Raw genomic sequence first — 21,182 nt, forward strand, 5'->3', positions numbered from 1 at the left:
GTTCCACATCGTCATCCAATAAAGAAGCGTCGCGGCGCGACATGCAGACACATGCAGCACGCCGCGACCGTCAATCCGCCACACCTCAGGGCAGCGAGCCGACCTCACGACGCATGACGTCGCCGCCGTGTCTCCATACGGACCACGCACGACGCATGCCGCCGCGCGACAGAACGCACAGCATCCGGATTGCCGTTTGGCAAGCGCGTTAACAACTTGTTTCGGAATCGCCGGAACCGCATTTGTCCGATGCAATCTCACAAGCACGCAGTTCTGCTGCGCATCCCACTCAATCAATCACGACTCGAGGGAGATAAACGTGAACGTGAAATACTTACCGCTCATCGCATTGACCGTGGCAATTTCTGCTCACGCGGCCGATCCGGCCGCGCAGAACGTGGGACAAAGCCAGAAGGCCGCCCCGGAAGTCTCGGCGTGCATCGCCAAGACCTGGGCCGACAAGTCGCAGCAACAAGTGATCTCGCAGAACGTGCTCGCCAACGGCCTCGCGACCGATGTCTACGCACCGGGCCAGCAACCGCCGAACGGCGCGGCCGCGATGGTTCGTCCGTCGCCGAATCCGGGCGCGAAGACGTGGGTCGCCGTGCGCGGCGATGCGGCCGCCGCCGGCGACATCAATGCCTGTCTGTAAGCACCGCTGCCGGACGGCATTGCGCCGCCCGCATGCAAAAAGCCCCGCTTCGGCGGGGCTTTTTGTTTAGGCGCATGGGCCGCGCGCACGCGCCGCGACCTTGCTTGCGCGCTTACAGGTAGCTGCAGACGTAGTCGAGCGTCTCCAGCACTTCGATGTCGAAGCGGCTCTTGCCCGGGACCGAGAACGATTCGCCGGCGCCGTAGGTTTGCCACTCGCTGCTGCCGTCGAGCTTCACGCGGCACTTGCCGGCCTGCACTTCCATCAATTCGGGCGCGTCCGTGCCGAAGTTGAGCGCGCACGGCAGGATCACGCCGAGCGTCTTGCGCGTGCCGTCCGGGAAGAGCACGGTATGCGACACGCACTTGCCGTCGAAATAGACGTTCGCGCGCTTGACGACCGATACGTTGTCGAATTGGGTTGCACTGGTCATGTGATGCCTCTGATTGCTGGATGCCGGATGGCGTGTTGTCGGAAGCCGGCCGGGGCGGCAGGCCGGCCGCTATGATACCGGCTCGCGGCGGGCGGGCCGCAAGCGGGACGGACTCGAGGCGGGCGACCGATAATCAGGATCACTACCCGATGCATCGCTTGGCCCGCATCGAGCGGCTCATCTGAGCCCCTTGCGGCGCGCGGAATCGCGCAGGCAGTCGAGCAGCATTGCCGCGGCCGGCGTGAGCGGACTGTCGCGCCGCGTGACGACCTGCACGGACACGCCGGGCAGCCGCTCGCGGATCGGCAGCACCGCGAGCTGGTCGCGCGCCCACTCCCCTTGCAGCAGCTGTTCGGGCATCGACGCGATCAGGTCGCAGCTCGTCATCAGGCTGTGCGCGAGGCCGAAGCTTGGGCATTCGACGACCCGCTGCGGCACCGGCAGCCCGTATGCGATGAACGAGTTGAACAGCACCTGGGTCGAGCTTTCCGGCGACGGATTCATCAGCCAGTCGGCCTCGACGAGATCGGCGAGCGACGTGGCCGACGCGAGCGGATGCCCCTTGCGCGCGACGATCAATGATCGGCTCGCGTAGAGTTCCGCGTGATCGAACTCGGCCGCCAGCAGTTCGGGCACGACGACGGCCACCGCGAAATCGAGCGAGCCGTCGTGCAGGCGCGGCAGCGCGACGCCTGGAAACCCTTCGATCAGACTGACGCGCGCGACCGGAAAGCGCCGCCGGAACGCGCGAAACGCATCGGGCAGGATCGTCACCGCGGCGGCCGGCGTGATCGCCGCCGCGACCGAGCCCGTCATCGCGCCCTGCGCCTGCTCGATGTCGTCGCGCGCACGCTGCATCTCGGCGACGATCAGCCGCGCGCGCACCTGCAGTTGCTGGCCGAACGCCGTGAGCTGCACGCCGCGCGCGGTGCGCACGACGAGCGACACGCCGAGCGCGATCTCCAGTTCCTTGACCGCCTTCGTCAACGCCGCCGGCGATACGTTCAGGCGCCGCGCGGCCGCGCGGATGCTCCCTTCGTCCGCGACGGTGACGAACGCTTTCAGCTGATGGTATTTCATGGCGGCATGCGTGATTCGTGGAAACCCCGTGCAGCGCGGTGCATGCAGGCTCAGGGTATTCCCGAGCGGCAACCGGTGGTGTGCACCAAAGCAATTTAGCAGCTTCTGGTGCGCAAAAGAAATTTATATCCTTCCACGTCATATGCGCGTCAAACGTCCACCGGACCCACAGGAGACACCATGCTGCAAGCCGTGAACCCCGTCATCCCCGGCATCGCCGCGATCGCCCCGGACCTCATCGAAGTGCGCCGCCGCATCCATGCGCACCCGGAGCTCGCGTTCGAGGAAACGCTGACGAGCGATCTCGTCGCCGAACTGCTCACCGGGTGGGGTTACGAAGTGCATCGCGGCATCGGCAAGACGGGCGTCGTCGGCGTGCTGCGCGAAGGACAAGGCACGCGCACCGTCGGCCTGCGTGCCGACATGGACGCGCTGCCGCTCGCGGAGGCCACCGGCCTGCCCTACGCGAGCCGCCATGCGAACAAGATGCATGCGTGCGGTCACGACGGCCACACCGCGATGCTGCTGTGCGCGGCGCGTCACCTGGCCGCGACGCGCCAGTTCTCCGGCACGCTGAACCTGATCTTCCAGCCGGCCGAGGAAAACTTCGGCGGCGCGAAAGCGATGATGGACGACGGCCTGTTCGATCGCTTCCCGTGCGATGCGATCTTCGCGATCCACAACATGCCGGGCCGCGCCGCCGGCGACATGGCATTCCGCACCGGCGCCGCGATGGCGTCGGCCGACCGCGTGACGATCACGCTGCGCGGCGTCGGCGGTCACGGCGCGATGCCGCACTTCGCGCGCGATCCGATGTCGGCCGCGGGCAGCATCATGGTCGCGCTGCAGACGATCGTCGCGCGCGAGGTCGACGCGCAGCACGCGGCCGTGATCACGGTCGGCAGCGTGCAGGCCGGCGAGACCTTCAACATCATTCCCGAAACCGTCGTGATGAAGCTGTCGGTGCGCGCGCTGAACGCCGACGTGCGCGCGCTGCTCGCCCGCCGCATCGAAGCGCTGGCGAAGGGCCAGGCGGAAAGCTTCGGCGTCGCCGCGGACGTGGATTACGACTACGGCTACCCGGTGTTGGTCAACCATCCCGAACCGACCGCGTTCGCGGCCGACATCGCGCGCCAGATGCTCGGCGCCGAGCGCGTCGAGACCGAAGCCGCGCCGCTGATGGGCAGCGAGGACTTCGCGTTCATGCTCGAAGCGCGCCCCGGCTGCTATGCGTTCATCGGCAACGGGGTCGGCAGCAAGGGCGGCTGCATGGTGCACAACCCCGGCTACGACTTCAACGACGACATCCTTGCGATCGGCGCGAGCTACTGGGTCCGCGTCGCCGAAGGCTGGCTCGCGGCCTGACGGCCCTTCATCACGCAGTTTCGCGCTTCAGCAGGGGAACCCCATGGAAACGTCCGCCCTTCCGTTCGCCGGCTCGCCGGCCGATGCCCGCGCCGCCGCGAAGAAACGCCGCCTGATCGCGGCCGCCGCGGTCGGCAACGCGCTCGAGTTCTACGACTTCACGGTCTACAGTTTCTTCGCAATCCTGATCGGCAAGCTGTTCTTTCCGGTCCACTCGTCGTTCGGGCAGCTGATGCTCGCGGTCGCGAGCTTCGGCGTCGGCTTCGTCACGCGCCCGCTCGGCGGGCTCGTGATCGGCATGTACGCCGACCGCGCCGGCCGCAAGAAGGCGATGATCCTGACGCTCCTGCTGATGGCGCTCGGCACCGCGACGATCGCGGTCGCGCCCACCTTCGCGCAGGCCGGCATCGCCGCGCCGCTGCTGCTCGTGCTCGCACGCCTGCTGCAAGGGTTCGCATCGGGCGGCGAAGTCGGCGCGTCGACGACGCTGCTGCTCGAACAGGCGCCGCAGCATCGTCGCGGCTTCTACGCGTCGTTCCAGTTCTCGAGCCAGGGGCTCGCCGCGCTCGCCGGGGCGCTCACCGGCGTCGCGCTCACGTCGACGCTCAATGCCGCGCAGCTCGAAAGCTGGGGCTGGCGCGTGCCGTTCATCATCGGCACGCTGTTCGTGCCGCTCGGTTACTGGCTGCGCCGCACCGTCGAGGAGGTGCCGGCTGCCAGCCCGGCCGCCGCGCACGACGAACCGGTCGCGTCGCTGCCGCTCGCCGACGTGCTGCGTCACCACGGCAAAGCCGTGTTCGCGGGCCTCGGCGTGACGATCGGCGGCACGTCGATCCATTACATCATCGTGTTCTACATGGCGATCTACGGCGTGCAGGTGCTGCATCTGCCGACCTGGTTGTCGATGACGGCCGGCTGCGTCGCGGGCGCGATCCTGATGCTCGTGACGCCGATCGGCGGCCACCTGTCCGATGTCTACGGCCGCAACCGGATCGTCTGGTGGACACGCATCGTGCTGATGGCCGCGATCTATCCCGCGTTCATCGCGCTGAACCGATGGCCGGGCGCCGCGTCGCTGCTGTCGATCATCGCCGCGCTGTCGGTCGTGCACGCGATCAACATCGGCGCGACCGGTGCGATGCTCGGCGAGTTGTTCCCGCGCGCGGTCCGGGCGACCGGCGGTGCGCTCGTCTACAGCGTCGGCGTCGCGATCTTCGGCGGCTTCGCGCAGTTCTTCGTGACCTGGCTGATCGCGGCGACCGGCAACCCGAATGCGCCTGCGTGGTATGCGATCGGCTGTGGCGTGTTGACGCTGCTCGCCATACGTTGCATGGACGAGAAGGCCGGGAAGGCGCTCGATTGACTGACGGGCGATGCGCGGCACGTGCGCGGCCGCGACGTCATCGATCCACTGGCCTCGCCGGTTTCGGCGGGGTCTTTCCTTTTGCGTGATCGACACCGCTCACATGAACCGGCAGCGCCGGAGATACGTCCGTCGCCGTCAACGCAACAAGGCACGGGCCACCGTCACCCGTGCCTTGCGCGCGCTACGCCCCGCTCAGAACGTATGCATCATCCCCACATACGCGCCCGTCTGCGACTCGCCCGTCATCGGGCTCGTGCCCGACGTCGCGTCGCGCGGTGACGCGAGCAGCGAGAAGTTCGAGTTGCCGCCGTTGCGCACATACGCGACCGTCCCGTACAGGAACGTGCGCTTCGATAGGTTGTACGTCGTACCGAGCACGTACATGATCGCGTGCCCCGACGGATCGTGCGACGCATCGCCGCCGCCATCCCCAACCTTCACGTAGTACCCGCCGCCCGTCACGGCCCACTGCGGCGTTGCCGTGTAGGTCGCTCCGAGCCAGTAGTGATCGGCGCGATCGGCAACGCCCGCCGGGCTGTCCGGCGCCTGGTAGTGCGTATAGGCGCCCTGGATCTTGAACTTCGACACCTTCACGTTCGCGCCAACGAAATACTCGCGCGACGCGGTGAAGATGTTACTGAACTTGCCGTTGTTGTCGCGCAGCTCGTCGTAGATGCCGCGCACGTCGAGCACCGGAGAGTGATACGAGATCATGATCCCGTCCGAGCGGCCGAAGTCGTCGGCCGCGCCGTAGTTGAAGCCGCGCGACTGGTTGCCGAACGCATATTGCGCCTGCACGTCGAAGCCGCCGATCACCGGGCTGTGATATTCGATGTTGTTGCTGCTCTGCTGCCAGTTGCGGCCGCGCACGAGCGATGCGGACGAAAACGCCTGCTGCACGAACGGATCGAATTCCCACACGCCGTCGCTGTCGATGAACAGGTTGCGGCCGGCCTGCAGCTGGCCCCACGTGTCGCTCTTCAACCCGACATACGCGCGGCGCGACCACATGCGTCCGCCGCCCGTCGTGCCGTTCATCACCTGGAACGCGGTTTCCAGGTTGAAGACCGTCGACATCCCGCCGCCGAGATCCTCGACGCCCTTCAGGCCGAACATGCTGGTACCCCAGTCGCCGCCTTCCGCGCTCCAGCGCGTCGAGCTGCCGTTGGGCGTCGCGATGTGGTTCAGGTATTCGACGCCGCCGTCGATACGGCCGTACAGCGTCACGCTGGTCTGTGCGAACGCGGCCGCCGGCGTGGCGGCCACGATCAGCCATGCGAAATGTTTGAGTCGCAAAATGATGCCCCCTCGGAGTCTCGACCGTCCGGCACGCGCCCCATGCACGCGCCGGCGGTCCGTTCACCCGCGATCGATCGAAAAACGCCCGGGGCCCGCCGCGCAAAGCGCGAGCAGGCCGCCCGAGATCGCGATGTTCTTGTAGAAATGAATCATGTTGTCGATCTGCTCGCCGCCCGACATCGTCCAGTAGTGATGGCCGATGAAGCCGGTGCCGATCGTATACAGCGCAAGCAGCAGCGCGAGCGGCCGCGTCTGGAAACCGACGAGAATCGCGATGCCTGCGAACAGCTCCATCACGACGGAGATGGCTGCCGAAACGATCGGTGCGGGCGCACCCTCGCTTCCCATGAACGCGATCGTACCGGAGAAGTCGACGATCTTCTTCCAGCCGAACATCACGAACAGGATCACGAGCAGGATTCGGGACAGCAGCAGCAGCACATCGCGCTGGGACGCGAGAAACGGTTGATTCGGTGTCATGGTGTGATCAACGAAAGCGGTGCGCGAAACGCGCGCACCGGATTGCCTGTGAACCGGGACGGGCGACCGCCGGCCGCCCGCCCCGCTCTGCAACAACCGGCATCGGGGCCCGCCCGATGTGCTGTGCTCCTCCTCTCGTCAGTGTTGCCCTGCTTCGTGCCGCGTCGCGCCCGGCGTCAACGCGCCTTCGCGACGTCCTGCTCGGTCACCTTCGCGGCCGGATTGCCGAACTGGCCGGTCAGGTAGTTCGTCAGCGCAGCGATCTGCGCATCCGACAGCTCGTTGCGGAACGCGGGCATCCCGACGTCCTCGCTGCCGGCCTTGCGCTGCACGCCGTTCAGGATCACCTGCACCAGGTTTGCCGGATTCGGCGCACCGACCGTCGAGTTGTGGAACAGCGACGGGTAATAGCCATCCGGCGTGCCCTTGCCCTGCATCTGGTGGCACGTCGCGCAGTTGCCGAGATACAGCCGCGCCGGATCGATGCCCGACGCCGCGAGCGCCACGCCGCGCAGCTTCAGGCCGTCTTCCGCCGGCTTGCCCCACGACGAGCGCGACTGCTTCGCGTCGCCGCTGGCGACGGCCGGCACCGTGCGGATATACGTCGCGATCGCGCCGATGTCGGCGTCGGTCATCTTCGAGAAGCTGTGCTCGACCGCCTCGGCCATCGGACCGGCCGCCTGCGCGACACCCGGCACGCTGCCGGTGCGCAGGTACTGGACGAGCTGCTGCTGCGTCCAGCCGCCGATCCCCGCATTCGGGTCGGACGTGATGTTGTAGCCGTCCCAGCCCGCCAGCACCGAACCCGACAGGAAGCTGCCGCCCGTCTCGTCGAGCGACTTCTCCTGCATTGCGATGCCGCGCGGCGTGTGACACGTGCTGCAGTGCGCGAGGCCTTGCACCAGATACGCGCCGCGGTTCCACTCGGCGCTCTGCGCCGGCTTCGGCTGGTACGCGCCGTCCTTCAGGAACAGCCAGTTCCAGATCTTCAGCGGCCAGCGCATGCTCAGCAGCGCGGGGATCTCGTTCTTCGGCGGCGTCTGCTTGACCGGTTCGACACCGTGCATGAAGTACGTATACAGCGCCTGCACGTCGTCGTCGTTGATCTTCGCGTACGACACGTACGGCATCGCCGGATACAGGTTGCTGCCGTTCTTCGAGACGCCGTGACGCACCGCGCGTTCGAAGTCGTCGAATGTCCAGTTGCCGATGCCGGTGTCCGGGTCGGGCGTGATGTTGCTCGTGTAGATCTTGCCGAGCATCGGCACCGGCATCCCGAGGCCGCCGGCAAACGGCTTGCCGCCCTTCGCGGTGTGGCAGGCCATGCAGTCGCCCGCGACCGCCAGATATTCGCCGCGCTTGATCTGCGCGGGATCGGCCGAGTCGGCCGCGCGCACCAGGCCCGGCAGCGCGAGGCAGCCGGCGAGGAGGAAGGTGAGAGTAGATTTCCGCACGGTCAGACTTCCTTCTTCAGCGTGTCCGACATCCGCAGCGCCAGCGCCGCGATCGTCAGCGTCACGTTCACCGTACCGACGGTCGGCATCGTCGAGCTGCTCGAGATGAACAGGTTCGGATGGTCGAACGTGCGGCAGTCCTTGTCGACGACCGAGTCGCGCGCATCCGCGCCCATGATCGTCGAGCCCGTGATGTGGTTGTTCGGTGCGAACTCGTCGTTGAACACGACGTCCGTGCCGCCCAGCACCTGCGCCGCGGTCGCATAGACTTCGCGCGTGTGCACGGCGCCGCGCTTCACGTAGTCGTCGATCGCATAGGTGATTTCCGGGCGCGGAATGCCGATCGCGTCGGTGGCCGTCTTGCTCGGCACGATGCGGTTCTCGGGCTGCGGCAGGATTTCGTGGAAGCAGTCGAACTGCACGTAGCGGGCCGAACGATCGCGGATCTGCGCGTCGAGCTCGTCGGACTTCATCAGCTTGCCGGCCTTGAAGATCTTCTGCGTTTCCTGGTTGATGCGCGACATGTTCGACAGGTGGATCTTCTTCGCGGCTTCGGTCGCGCGGAACGGACCGTCGCGGAAACCGATCAGCGACGTCATTTCCTGCGGGCCGCGGCCCGGCCACAGCTTCTCGCTCGCGTAGAACGACACGCCCGTGCCCGGGTGATCCATCAAGTTGCGCCCGACCATGTCGGAACTGTTCGCGACGCCGTTCGGGAAGTCGCGGTTCGCCGACATCAGCAGGATCTTCGGCGTCTCGATGCCGTTCGCGGCGACCACGAAGTACTTGCCCTCGACGCGATGGTCGGCGCCCGTCTTGTCCTTGTAGATCGCGGCGACGATGCGCTTGTCCGGCCCCGTCTCGAGCTTGTAGACCACGGCGCTGTCGATCAGCTTCGCGCCGGCCTGCTCGGCCTTCTCGACGTGCACGATGCCGTTGTACATCGCGCCGATCGGGCAGATCGGCATGCAGTTGTTGTTTCCGCAACAGGTTGGCCGGCCGTCGTACGGACGGCTGTTGCGCGCGACCGGCTCGGTCACCACGTGGAACTTCGGGTCGTGGCCGTTGAGCGCGCTCTTGATCGTCTGCTCGTTGAACGACAACGGCAGCGGCGGCATCGGATACGGCTGCTTGCGCGGCGAGTACAGGTCTTCCTCGGGGCCGGGGCCCCACACGCCGAGCTCTTCCTCCGCGCGCTGGTAATAATGCTCGAGGTCGTCGTACTGAATCGGCCAGTCGCGGCCGACGCCGTACACGGTCTTCATCTTGAAGTCGTTCGGGATGAAGCGCCATGCCGACGCGGCCCAGTGCCACGTCGTGCCGCCCACCGCGCGGATGTACTGCGAGTTGAACTTGTGCTCGCCCTTCAGGACCAGGTAGTCGTTCGGCGGGCCGTATTCCGGATGCGGCGCCCACGGGCTCGACGGGTACGGCGCCATGAAGTCCGTCTTGTCGGGCTGGTTGCGGAAGCGTTCGACGATTTCCCAGCGCGGCATGCGCGGGCCTGCCTCGAGCAGGATCACCGACTTGCCGGCCATCGCGAGCTGATGCGCGACGATCGCGCCTGCGACACCGGATCCGACGACCACGACGTCGGCTTTTTGCGTATCGGTATCGGCCATCAGGCTTGCCTCTCGATTGGTTTTTCGGCCCAGAAGCCGGGTTTGTTGGGGCAATACGAGGGAATCACGAGCGTATCGGACACGACGCCGAACATTAACGCTTCTTCGTAAGTAATCACGACGTTGTCGACGATGCCGAGATACCACGCTTCGAGAATCGACAGCGCGGAGGCCTGCTGATCGGGATTCAATGAACCGGACGCGAGCGCGCCCGCGAGTTGCGACAGGCCGTCGGCGGTCTTGAACGAGCCCTTCTGCAAGGCCTGCAGGAAGCGGTCGCCGAGCACGCGGCTCAGCCCTTTCTTGCCTGTCAGTGCCTCGGAGAGCGTCATGAATGTATCGAGCGGCGCGGAGCCGGGATTATCGGCCAGGGCCCGCAACGCCAGCGAGCCGGTGAGGCCTGCCGCCGTCAGCGCCAGTGCGCCCTGCAGCCATTGACGCCGCGTGATGCCGGATGCGGCTGCGTCGCGATCGCGACGCGAGTGGGGGGTGTTGTCGTTGTGCATGTTTCCTTCTCTCGAACACCGGATTCGGGAAAACCACGCTTGATATTTCTCAAACTTTCGCGCGGCCCTGAAATGTACGCGCACAATTCGAATTGAACAATGCTTTTATAGTCCAATAAATGTTCCGCAATCCGAGACAATCGACATTTCGCTGCATTTTTGTGTCGTCGACGCGACAATTCTGCTTCCGGATGCCGGCGTGTCGCAAGCCGGCGACACGCCGCCTACCCCTCCCTTCATCCGCTCACATGCGCGTCGGTTAGAATCGCGTGCAATCAAACAGAAAGCTTCCCTCCGAGGGCATCGAGCGATGAAGCAGCACAACAAACACAACAACACGAATTCAACCCGTCACACCACACGGCTGCTCTGGCGCATCGGCGCGGTCACGGCGCTCGGCGCTGCCGCGGCGCTGTCGCTGCATGCGGGCGCCGCCCGCACGGTGAGCGTGTCGCCGCAAGGCACCGTCACCGAAGTCCGGCAAAGCGTCGTCAAGTTCGACGAACCGATGGTCGCGTTCGGTTCGGCGTCCGCGCCGAGTCCCGCGCGCATGACCTGCAACGACTCCACCGCCGCGCGCGGCCAGGGGCACTGGCTCGACGACAAAACCTGGGTCTACGATTTCGAGAACGACCTGCCGCCCGGCGTGCGCTGCTCCGTCGCGCTCAACGACACGCTGCGCTCGGTCGCCGGCAACGCGGTCAGCGGCCCGCGCCGCTTCACGTTTCAAACCGGCGGCCCGTTCCCGGTGACGGTGCGCCCCGGCACGCGCGAGATCGAGGAACGCCAGGTCTTCGTGCTGAAGCTGAACGGCCCGGCCGAGCCGCGCTCCGCGCTCGCGAACATCTGGTGCGAAGCGGTCGGCATCGGCAACCGCATCCCCGTCACGGCCGCCGACGACGATACCCGCAACGCACTGCTCGACCACTTCGGGCTGAAGAAGGACGCCGCGCGCGTGCTGACGCTGTCGTGCGCGCAGGCGCTGCCCGCGAGCGCGAAGATGCAGCTCGTCTACGGCAAGGGCGTCGCGAGCCCGAGCGGCATCGCGAACGACACCGAGCGCCGATTCGACTTCACCGTGCGCGCGCCGTTCGCCGCGAGCTTCTCGTGCGAGCGCGAAAACGCGAAGGCGCCCTGCACGCCGCTGCGTCCGCTGACGTTGTCGTTCAATGCGCCGATCTCGCGCAAGAACGCCGAGGCGATCAAGCTGCGCGGCCCTGACGGCTCGCTTTCGCCGACCTTCGCGGCCGACGATCACAGCGACGAAGTGACCACCGTCACGTTCAACCCGCCGCTGCCCGCGCAGGCGAACCTGACGATCGAGCTGCCGTCCAGCCTGCGCGACGTGACGGACCGCCCGCTCGCGAACGCCGACCTGTTCCCGCTCGCGACGCGCACCGCGCCGATGCCGCCGCTCGCGAAATTCTCGTCGGGCACCTTCGGGATCGTCGAGCGATTCGCCGAACCGGATACGCCCGCGCTCGTGCCGGTCACGCTGCGCAACGTCGAGGCCGACCTGCATATCGCGGGCCTCAACACGAGCGGCGCGCAATTCTCGAACCTGAAGGTCGACGACGACACCGCGATCCGTCAATGGATGCGCACCGTCGAGCGCTTCGACAATTGGTCGATGACGGCCGGCACGATCGACGAGCGCCTCCCGGGCCTGCTCCGGCGCAAGGGCCAGCACCCCGTCTACGTGCCGCTCCAGGCCGGCGAGAAGATGCCCGCGCCGCAGAACCGCCGCATCGACGTGCGCTCGCTGTCGCTGCTCGCCGGCGAACCGGGCGCGCAGGCACTGACGCTGCCGAAGGCCGATCCTAAGGCGCTGCGTCCGTTCGAGGTCGTCGGCGTGCCGATCGAAAAACCCGGCTTCTACGTGCTTGAACTCGCGTCGCCCGCGCTCGGCCGCTCGCTGCTCGCGAAGCCGTCGAGCATGTACGTGCGTACCACCGTGCTCGTCACGAACCTCGGCGTGCATCTGAAACAGGGCCGCGAGAACAACCTCGTATGGGTCACGACGCTCGACAAGGGCAAGCCCGTGCCGAACGCGCGAATCCGCGTGTCGGATTGCAACGGCGACGAAATCGCGTCCGGCAAGACCGATGCGCAAGGCCTGCTGAAGATCGACGGGGCATTCGAGCCGAAGCATGAATGCAGCCAGTCGGAACGCTTCGACGACTACTTCGTGTCGGCGCGCGTCGACGATCCCAAGACGGGCCCGGACATGGCGTTCGTCAGCTCGAACTGGAACCGCGGGATCGAATCGTGGCGCTTCAACGTGCCGACCGACACCGGCAGCGCGCCGACCGTGCGCGCGCATACGGTATTCGACCGCACGCTGCTGCGTGCCGGCGAAACCGTGTCGATGAAGCACTTCCTGCGCACCGAGACGCTGCAGAGCCTCGCGTTCCCGGCGCAATACCCGACGCGCGTGACGATCCGCCATCTCGGCTCCGACCAGACCTACAAGCTGCCGCTCACATGGTCGGCCGACCACAGCGCCGACACGCAGTTCACGCTGCCGCCCGCGGCGAAGCTCGGCGAGTACAGCGTGTCGCTCGAAGGCGGCCCGGACGATGCGCCGACCGCCAGCTATTACAGCGGCAGCTTCCGTGTCGAGGCGTTCCGCCTGCCGGTGCTCAAGGGGACGATCGGCGCGCGCGACGCGCAGAAGAGCCCGCTCGTCGCGGCCAAGGAAGCGCCGCTCGCAGTGCAGATCGACTACGTGTCGGGCGGCGGCGCATCGAACCTGCCCGTGCAGGTGTCGGCGCTGATGAAATGGGCGTCGCCGCCGTTCGCGGATCGCTTCGAGGACTTCAGCTTCACGCCGTATCGTCCCGGGCGCAGCGACGGCAACGCCGACGACGATGCGCAGGACGGCGACAGCGCATCGGCCGCGAACAACGATCCCGACTCGACCCGGCTGATCGCGGACAAGCTGCCGCTGACGCTCGACCGCAATGGCGCGGGCACCGTCACGCTCAAGGGCCTGCCCGACGTCGACGCGCCGAAGCGTATCGCGCTCGAGGCGACGTTCGCGGACCCGAACGGCGAAGTGCAGACGATCCGCGGCGACACGATCCTGTGGCCGGCCGCGGTAGTGGCCGGCATCAAGGCCGGCCGCTGGGTGTCGGTCGGTCAGCGCGTGCCTGTGCAGGCGCTCGCGGTCGACCTGCAGGGCAAGCCGCGCGCATCGGTGCCGGTCGAGATCAAGGGCGTCGCGCACATCACGACGTCGTCGCGCAAGCGGATGGTCGGCGGCTTTTACGCATACGACAACAAGAGCGACACGCGCGACCTCGGCGTGCTGTGCTCGGGCAAGACCGACGACAAGGGCCGCATGGCCTGCGACGCGACGCTCGAACAGGCCGGCAACATCCAGTTGATCGCGGTCGCGAAGGACGGCGACGGCCGCACGTCGAACGCGTCGACGTCCGTCTGGGTCACGCGCGAGGACGAACTCTGGTTCGGCGGCGACAACACCGACCGGATCGACGTGATCCCGGAGAAGACGTCCTACGAGGCGGGCGAAACCGCCCGCTTCCAGGTTCGCATGCCGTTCCGCTACGCAACCGCGCTCGTCGCGGTCGAACGCGGCGGTGTGATGGAAACGCACGTCGTCGAACTCAACGGCAAGAACCCGACCGTCGACCTGAAGGTCGGCGAGTCGTGGGGGCCGAACGTGTACGTGTCGGTGCTCGCGTTGCGCGGCCGGATTCGCGAAGTGCCGTGGTACTCGTTCTTCACCTGGGGCTGGAAGGCGCCGGTCGAATGGGCCCGCGCGTTCTGGCGCGAAGGCCGTCACTATGAAGCGCCGACCGCGTTCGTCGATCTGTCGAAGCCCGCGTTCCGCTATGGCCTCGGCGAGATCAAGGTCGGCACGGGCGTGCATCGTCTCGGCGTGTCCGTGACGACCGACGCGACGCGTTACACGGTGCGCGGCAAGGCGCAGGCGCACGTGAAGGTCACGCTGCCGAACGGCCAGCCGGCGCCGGCCGGCACGCAGATCGCGGTCGCGGCCGTCGACGAGGCGCTGCTCGAGCTGATGCCGAACGACAGCTGGGATCTGCTCGACGCGATGCTGCAGCGACGCGCGTACGGCGTCGAGACGGCCACCGCGCAGATGGAAATCGTCGGTCGCCGCCACTTCGGCCGCAAAGCCGTGCCGGCCGGCGGCGGCGGCGGCGGCGCGCCGACACGCGAGCTGTTCGACACGCTGCTGCTGTGGAATCCTCGCGTGACGCTCGACGCGAACGGCAGCGCGACCGTCGAAGTGCCGCTGAACGACGCGCTCACGCGCTTCCGGATCGTCGCGATCGCGGCGGTCGGCCCCGACCGCTTCGGCACCGGCAGCACGTCGATTCGCAGCACGCAGGATCTGCAGCTGATCTCCGGGCTGCCGCCGCTCGTGCGCGAAGGCGATGCGTTCCGCGCGCAGGTCACGCTGCGCAACACGACCGACCGCGCGATGCAGGTCGTCGTGACGCCGCGCGTGACGGGCCTCGACGTCGCGCCGCAAACCGTGTCGCTCGCGGCCAATGCGGCGACGGAGGTGGCATGGACGATCACGGTGCCCGAGCAGGCGCTCGACGCGGCCGGCGCGCTGAACTGGCGCATCGAGGCGGCCGAGCAAGGCGGCAAGCGCGCGTCCGACGCGCTGGCCGTCGCGCAGAAGGTCGTGCCCGCGCTGCCGGTGACCGTGCAGCAAGCCACGCTCACGCAGGTCGACGGCACGCTGACGGTGCCCGTATCCGCTCCGGCCGGCGCCGTCAACAACGCACAGGGCGCGCCGCGCGGCGGCATCGCCGTGTCGCTGCAGTCGAAGCTCGCCGACGGCCTGCCCGGCGTGCGGCGCTGGTTCGAGCGCTATCCGTACCGCTGCCTCGAACAGCAGACGTCGCGTGCGATCGGCCTGCACGACGCCGCGCAATGGCAGGCGCTGGTGGCGCGCATGCCCGTGTACCTCGACAGCGATGGCCTCGCGAGCTACTTCCCGCCGTCGTCCGACGATGCGCACTACGGCAGCCCGACGCTGTCGTCGTACCTGCTCGTGGTCGCCGACGAGGCCGGCCGCCTCGACCCGCGCTTCGCGCTGCCGGAAGACCTGCGCACGCAGCTCGAGGCCGGGCTCGCGCGCTTCGTCGACGGCCGCATCGAGCGCAACGCGTGGGCGCCGCGCCAGGATCGCGATCTGCGCAAGCTCGCCGCGATCGAAGCGCTGTCGCGTTACGGCGCCGCGCAGGGCCGCATGCTCGGTTCGATCGAGATCGCGCCGAACCAGTGGCCGACGTCGGCGGTGATCGACTATCACGCGATCCTCACGCGCGTGAAGGACATCCCGCAGCGTGACGAGAAACGCGCGCAGGTCGAGCAGATCCTGCGTGCGCGCCTCACGTATCAGGGCACGCAGCTCGTGTTCTCGACCGCGCGCGACGACGATCTGTGGTGGCTGATGACGAGCACCGAGACCAACGCCGCGCGTCTCGCGCTGGAATTCGCGGGTGACCCTGCGTGGAAGGACGAGATGCCGCGCATCGCGACCGGCCTGCTCGCGCTGCAACGCCAGGGCGCATGGCAGACGACGACGTCGAACGCGCTCGGCCAGCTCGCGATCGAGCGCTTCTCGCGCACCTACGAGAGCACGCCGGTGGCGGGCACGACGAAGGTCGCGCTCGGCGGCAACGAGCGCGCGATCTCGTGGTCGCAGGCGCCGGCACCCGCCGACGCCCCCGCATCGGCCACCGCCGCGACCCGCGCCGCCGCCGCGCGCAGCGTGCTGATGCCGTGGCCGCGTGCGGCGCAGGCACCGGCCACGCTGTCCGTCACCCAGGACGGCACGGGCCGCCCGTGGGCGACCGTCGAAAGCCTCGCGGCCGTGCCGCTGCGCGCGCCGTTCGCGGCCGGCTACCGGATCACGAAGACCGTCACGCCCGTGTCGCCCGCCGTCAAGGGCGTGCTGACGCGCGGCGACGTCGTGCGCGTGCATCTCGACATCGATGCGCAGAGCGACATGACGTGGGTCGTCGTCAACGATCCGATCCCGTCCGGCGCGACGATCCTCGGCTCCGGCCTCGGTCGCGACTCCGAAGCCGCGACGCAGGGCGAGAAATCGCCTGACGGCGCATGGCCGGCGTTCATCGAACGCGACTTCGACGGCTACCGCGCGTATTACGACTATCTGCCGAAGGGCAAACTCTCGGTCGAATACACGGTGCGGCTGAACAACGTCGGCACCTTCGGGCTGCCGCCGACGCGCGTCGAGGCGCTGTACGCGCCGTCCGTGTATGGCCTGTGGCCGAACCCGCCGATGACCGTGAAGCCGGCCGACGCGGGCAAGTAACGAGTACGTGATGATCGATCGTGTATCGCCGCGGCCGGTGCGTTTCGCCGGCCGCGTATTCGTCGCCGTCGCGCTGGCCGCGCCGCTGGTCGCGCACGCGCTGCCCGGCTACGACGACGTGCGCCGCAACTGGCGCAGTTCCGACTGGGTGCTGCTCGCGCGCGACGGCACGCCGCTGCAACGCACGCGCGTCGACCTCACCGAACGGCGCGGCGACTGGGTCTCGCTCGCCGACGTGTCGCCCGCGTTCCGCGAGGCGATTGTCGTGTCCGAGGACAAGCGGTTCTATGCGCACAGCGGCGTCGACTGGCGCGGGATCGCCGGCGCGGCGTGGGGCAATCTGTGGAACGAGCGCACGCGCGGCGCGTCGACCGTGACGATGCAGCTCGCCGGCTTGCTCAGCGATTCGCCGCGCCGCTCGGGCCAGCGCTCGCTGCCGCAGAAGGCCACGCAGGCGATGAACGCGCTGCTGCTCGAGCGCGGCTGGCGCAAGGACCAGATCCTCGAGGCCTACCTGAATCTCGTGCCGTTCCGCGGCGAGACGGTTGGGCTCGCCGCGCTGTCGCAGCTGCTGTTCGGCAAAGCGCCGTCCGGTCTCGACGCGCGTGAAGCCGCGATCGCGGCCGCGCTGGTGCGTGCGCCCAACGCGGCCAGCGCGAAGGTCGCCGAGCGTGCGTGCCGGATCCTGCGCGACATGCATGCGGAACAGGCGTGCGCGTCGCTCGACGGCTACGTGCAGCTCGTGATCGCCCGCCCGGCCAACGCCGTGCGCGACGACGGCGCCGCCCTCGCCCCGCACTTCGCGCGCCGCATCGCGGCCGAAGTCAGACCGGCGGCCGGCGCGCAAGTGCGCACGACGCTCGATGCGCCGCTGCAGCGCTTCGCGCGCGACACGCTGACGCGCGCGCTGACCGAGCTCAACGCGCCCGCGCACCGGCGCAACGTGCAGGACGGCGCGGTCGTCGTGATCGACAACGCGACCGGCGAGATTCGCGCGTGGGTCGGTTCGTCGGGGGCGTTGTCGGGCGCGCGCGACGTCGACGCCGTGCTCGCGCCGCGCCAGGCCGGCTCGACGCTCAAGCCGTTCCTCTATGCGCAGGCGATCGACGAGAAACGGCTGACCGCCGCGTCGCTGCTCGACGACGCACCGATCAACCTCGCGGCCGGTGGCGGACTCTACATTCCGCAGAACTACGACAAGGATTTCAAGGGCTGGGTGAGCGTGCGCAGCGCGCTCGGCGGCTCGCTGAACGTGCCGGCCGTGCGCACGCTCGTGCTCGTCACGCCGCACCGCTTCGCGCGCACGCTGACCGCGCTCGGCCTGCCGCTCGCGCAGGAAGGCGACTACTACGGCTTCAGCCTCGCGCTCGGCAGCGCGGACGTCACGCTGCTGTCGCTGACCAACGCGTATCGCGCGCTCGCGAACGGCGGCGTCGCACGCCAGATCGTCGACCTGCCCGCGCCGTCGCCCGCTTCCGGCGCATCGGCATCGGGGCGCGCGGACGACGGCACGCGCGTATTCAGCGAAGCGGCCAGCTTCGTCGTCGCCGACATCCTCTCCGACAACAACGCGCGCGTGCGCACGTTCGGCTTCGACAATCCGCTCGCGACGCGCTTCTTCTCGGCGGTGAAGACCGGCACGAGCAAGGACATGCGCGACAACTGGACGGTCGGCTTCACGTCGCGCTATACGGTCGGCGTGTGGGTCGGCAATGCGGACGGCTCGCCGATGTGGGACGTGTCGGGGGTGACGGGCGCGTCGCCGGTGTGGTCGGCCGTCGTCGGCTACCTGCACCGCGACCTGCCGAGCCGGGCGCCACGTCCGCCGGCCGGCGTCGAAACGCGCCGCATCACGTTCGAGCGCGACGTCGAGCCGTCGCGCGACGAGTGGTTCGTCGCGGGCACGGCGCTCGATACGATCCGGCTCGCGGCGCCCGTCACGCCGGGCAAGGACGGCGCGCGCGCACCACTGACGATCGGCGCGCCGACCGACGGCACGATCTTCGCGATCGATCCGGACATTCCGCCGAAGAACCAGCGGATTTGGTTCGAGCGGTCGTCCGGGCATGCCGCGCGGTTCGCGTGGCGGCTCGACGACAAGGTGATCGGGCACGCCGACCGCGTCGCGTGGATGCCGTGGCCGGGAAGGCACCGGCTGGAACTCGTCGACGCGCGCGGCAACGTGGCGGATGCGATCGGCTTCGAGGTGCGCGGCGCGTTCGCGAAGCCTGCTGGGCGCAAGCCCTGAGCGCCCGCGCCGGCCGCTTACTGGCCTGCTGCGTTCGCCTTCGGCGGCTGATTGGAGAAGTCGATGACGGGCGCGGTCGAGATCGCGGCTTCGTTCGCGACGCTGAAGTTCGGACGCGGCTGGTAGCCGAAGATCCGCGCGATCACGACGCCCGGGAACTGGCGGATCCGCACGTTGTACTGCTGCACCGTCTTGATGTAGCGACCGCGCGCGACCGCGATGCGGTTTTCGGTACCTTCGAGCTGCGTCTGCAGATCGCGAAACGCCTCGTTCGCCTTCAGTTCCGGATACCGCTCCGACACCACCATCAGCCGGCTCAGCGCGCCCGACAGTTCGCCCTGCCGCTGATCGAACGCCGCCAATGCGGCGGGATCCTTTGCCATCTCCGGCGTCATCTGCACGCTGCCCACGCGCGCGCGCGCCGACGCGACCTCGGTCAGCACGCGTTCCTCGTGCGACGCGTAGCCCTTCACCGACGCAGCAAGATTCGGCACGAGGTCCGCACGACGCTGATACTGGTTCAGCACCTCCGACCACGCCGCGTTGACGTCTTCATCCGACGACTGGATCGCGTTGTAGCCGCAACCGGCGAGCGGCGCGAGCACGCAGCACACGAGCAGGATTCGAAACCATTTCATTGTTTGTGACTTCCGGTTGAACGCTCCGGCTGGAGCGGTAAGTTGAAAAGAAACGTTCGCTCTCGCACCGCGCACGGCGGCTACCAGCGGCCCGATGCCCCGCCGCCGCCGCTCGAGCCGCCACCGCCGGTGAATGAATCGGACGAACTGGAGCTGGAGCTGGACGAATCCGAGCCGGATGATGGCCAATTGAACGACGAAGACGAGGACGTGGAGCGGGATGACGACCAATCGCTGCCCGTCAGTTTTTCGACGATCAACAGGATCCCCATCACCACGCAGAAGACCGTCAGCAGAACCTCACCGGGCGAATATCCCATCAGATGCCCGATCCAGATCAACGCCAGCAACGTCACGCCGATGATCGCCGTATTCTTCCGGACGCGTGCGGATCGAACGAGAGCGATGCCGAGGAGCCACGCACAGTAACCCATGCTCGTCGCGACGATCCCCAGCCCACCCAGCATCGCGACCAGATCGCCTTCGAAAATCGCGCCGACCGGCAACATCGCAACCGGCACGATCGTCGCGACGAGAAAGCTGGCCGGCAACATCACCTGCCAACGCAGCTTGCGCCATTCGGTGACGACACCCAGCGCGACACCGGTCAGCCCGAGCAGTAACCAGAAAAGGAAGCTCCCGACGTCGGCTGAGGGTTTCTCCCGCAAGCCGTTCGACAACCGCTTCGCATCGCCGGACGTCGCACGCTGCGCGTCCTCGTCGGGCAGTGCGCTATCCGACGCCGCCATTTCAGGCGGCGTCATCTCGCGCACCAGCGCATCGACCGCATCGCTCACGCCGGCTTCGATACGCTTCTCGCGAAACGCCGGCACGATGCGTTCACGGATGATTCGCCCCGCGACGATGTCCGGAATCGCGTCTTCCAGGCCGTACCCGACCTCGATCCGCACGGTGCGATCGTTCAGTGCGGCGACCAGCAGCAGACCGTTGTCGATCTTGCTCGCGCCGAGACGCCATTTCTCGAACACCGTCGTCGCGAACTGCTCGATGGTCGCGTGGCCGGTCGACCCGACCAGCAGGATCGCCATCTGCACGCCGAGCCGGCGCTCGAGATCGGCGAGACGGTCGGTCAGCTCGGACGCACATGCGACACTCAGTACGCCCGTCATGTCGGTCACGCGGCCTGTCAGCGGCGGCGCTGCTTCGGGGTCGTTGGCGACGGGATAGGCGGCTGCGGTAGCCACGTTCGTGCAGGTCGACGGTGCACCGGCCGCCAACGGAATCGCGCCAGCGTCAGCGGCCGGCGCGGCGAAGGCCGTGCTGCACAGAAACATCGCCCCGGCCAGCAGCGCGGCCGCCATCGCCTTGCCAGTGCAGGCCTTGCCGCGGATGCGGGCGGGCCGCGCCGCGTTGCGGGTCGTGCATGCCATCGATGCCAGATCGCCCTCGCAATCCGGGAGGCGTGACCGCCGCGTCAGTCGTTTCAGGTTCATGTCGGAAACGGCGCGCCGGTTCCGTCGGGAATGGCGCGTTCTCTCGTCGTTTTTTGATCGTCCCGCAGCATAACCAATTGCGAAGGGAATCGAAAGGTTCCGGACCCGGGCGGTTGCCGATCGCGCCGGTGCAACGTGCTGCTCGCGCGAGCAGGTTTGACAAGACTCACCTGCCGGCACGCGCTCCCCGCGCTCTGTCAAGAAAGCGAGTATGCGCCGCCGGAATCCGAGACCTAGAATAT

General features: G+C 67.8%; 14 protein-coding genes. 5 read left to right on the plus strand and 9 right to left on the minus strand.

Features of this window, described 5'->3' with window-relative positions; genetic code table 11:
- Positions 1-319: 319 nt before the first annotated feature.
- Positions 320-652, plus strand: a complete 333-nt coding sequence (locus tag WS49_RS23720) for a hypothetical protein (RefSeq protein ID WP_175909541.1) — start codon at positions 320-322, stop codon at positions 650-652.
- A gap of 112 nt (positions 653-764) precedes the next feature.
- Here WS49_RS23720 and ppnP read toward each other — a convergent pair whose 3' ends face one another.
- Together ppnP and WS49_RS23730 are read right to left on the minus strand one after the other, a co-directional pair.
- Positions 765-1,085 (minus strand): pyrimidine/purine nucleoside phosphorylase, encoded by a 321-nt coding sequence (gene ppnP / locus WS49_RS23725; protein ID WP_006478890.1) that lies wholly within the window; start codon positions 1,083-1,085, stop codon positions 765-767.
- Between the two features lie 177 nt (positions 1,086-1,262).
- Positions 1,263-2,165, minus strand: coding sequence for a LysR substrate-binding domain-containing protein (locus WS49_RS23730; protein WP_059533866.1), 903 nt, complete (start codon positions 2,163-2,165; stop codon positions 1,263-1,265).
- A 180-nt stretch (positions 2,166-2,345) separates the two neighbouring features.
- Here WS49_RS23730 and WS49_RS23735 point away from each other — a divergent pair, with 180 nt between their 5' ends.
- Entirely contained in the window at positions 2,346-3,530 is a 1,185-nt protein-coding gene (locus WS49_RS23735; protein WP_059533868.1) for a M20 aminoacylase family protein, read from the plus strand.
- Between the two features lie 43 nt (positions 3,531-3,573).
- On the plus strand, positions 3,574-4,893 hold the full coding sequence (locus tag WS49_RS23740; protein ID WP_059533870.1) for an MFS transporter: 1,320 nt from the start codon (positions 3,574-3,576) through the stop codon (positions 4,891-4,893).
- A gap of 195 nt (positions 4,894-5,088) precedes the next feature.
- Here WS49_RS23740 and WS49_RS23745 read toward each other — a convergent pair whose 3' ends face one another.
- The 5 genes from WS49_RS23745 to WS49_RS23765 form a co-directional block, all read right to left on the minus strand.
- Complete coding sequence (locus tag WS49_RS23745; protein WP_059533872.1) at positions 5,089-6,192, minus strand: porin; 1,104 nt, start codon at positions 6,190-6,192, stop codon at positions 5,089-5,091.
- Between the two features lie 63 nt (positions 6,193-6,255).
- On the minus strand, positions 6,256-6,675 hold the full coding sequence (locus tag WS49_RS23750) for a DoxX family protein (RefSeq protein WP_059533874.1): 420 nt from the start codon (positions 6,673-6,675) through the stop codon (positions 6,256-6,258).
- Positions 6,676-6,851: 176 nt separating this feature from the next.
- Positions 6,852-8,129 carry a c-type cytochrome gene (locus WS49_RS23755; protein WP_059533875.1) on the minus strand — a complete coding sequence of 426 codons (1,278 nt, stop codon included), beginning with the start codon at positions 8,127-8,129 and terminating at the stop codon, positions 6,852-6,854.
- A gap of 2 nt (positions 8,130-8,131) precedes the next feature.
- Positions 8,132-9,751, minus strand: a complete 1,620-nt coding sequence (locus WS49_RS23760) for a GMC family oxidoreductase (protein ID WP_059533877.1) — start codon at positions 9,749-9,751, stop codon at positions 8,132-8,134.
- Positions 9,751-10,257, minus strand: coding sequence for a sugar dehydrogenase complex small subunit (locus WS49_RS23765; RefSeq protein ID WP_059533879.1), 507 nt, complete (start codon positions 10,255-10,257; stop codon positions 9,751-9,753). Before WS49_RS23765 ends, WS49_RS23760 begins: the two co-directional genes overlap by 1 nt.
- 310 nt (positions 10,258-10,567) lie before the next feature.
- On the opposite strand from WS49_RS23765, the gene WS49_RS23770 reads away from it, so the two are divergent.
- A complete protein-coding gene (locus tag WS49_RS23770; RefSeq protein WP_059533881.1) occupies positions 10,568-16,600 on the plus strand; it encodes an alpha-2-macroglobulin family protein in 6,033 nt (2,010 codons plus the stop codon).
- Positions 16,601-16,610: 10 nt separating this feature from the next.
- Positions 16,611-18,848, plus strand: a complete 2,238-nt coding sequence (pbpC, locus tag WS49_RS23775) for a penicillin-binding protein 1C (RefSeq protein ID WP_059533883.1) — start codon at positions 16,611-16,613, stop codon at positions 18,846-18,848.
- 17 nt (positions 18,849-18,865) lie between these two features.
- On the opposite strand, the gene WS49_RS23780 is transcribed toward pbpC, so the two are convergent.
- A complete protein-coding gene (locus WS49_RS23780; protein WP_059533885.1) occupies positions 18,866-19,486 on the minus strand; it encodes a LemA family protein in 621 nt (206 codons plus the stop codon).
- A gap of 80 nt (positions 19,487-19,566) precedes the next feature.
- A complete protein-coding gene (locus tag WS49_RS23785) occupies positions 19,567-21,120 on the minus strand; it encodes a TPM domain-containing protein (protein WP_179949266.1) in 1,554 nt (517 codons plus the stop codon).
- Positions 21,121-21,182: the final 62 nt, after the last annotated feature.

Origin of the sequence: Burkholderia sp. RF7-non_BP4, from assembly GCF_001521935.1 — a bacterium.
GTDB lineage: Bacteria > Pseudomonadota > Gammaproteobacteria > Burkholderiales > Burkholderiaceae > Burkholderia > Burkholderia diffusa.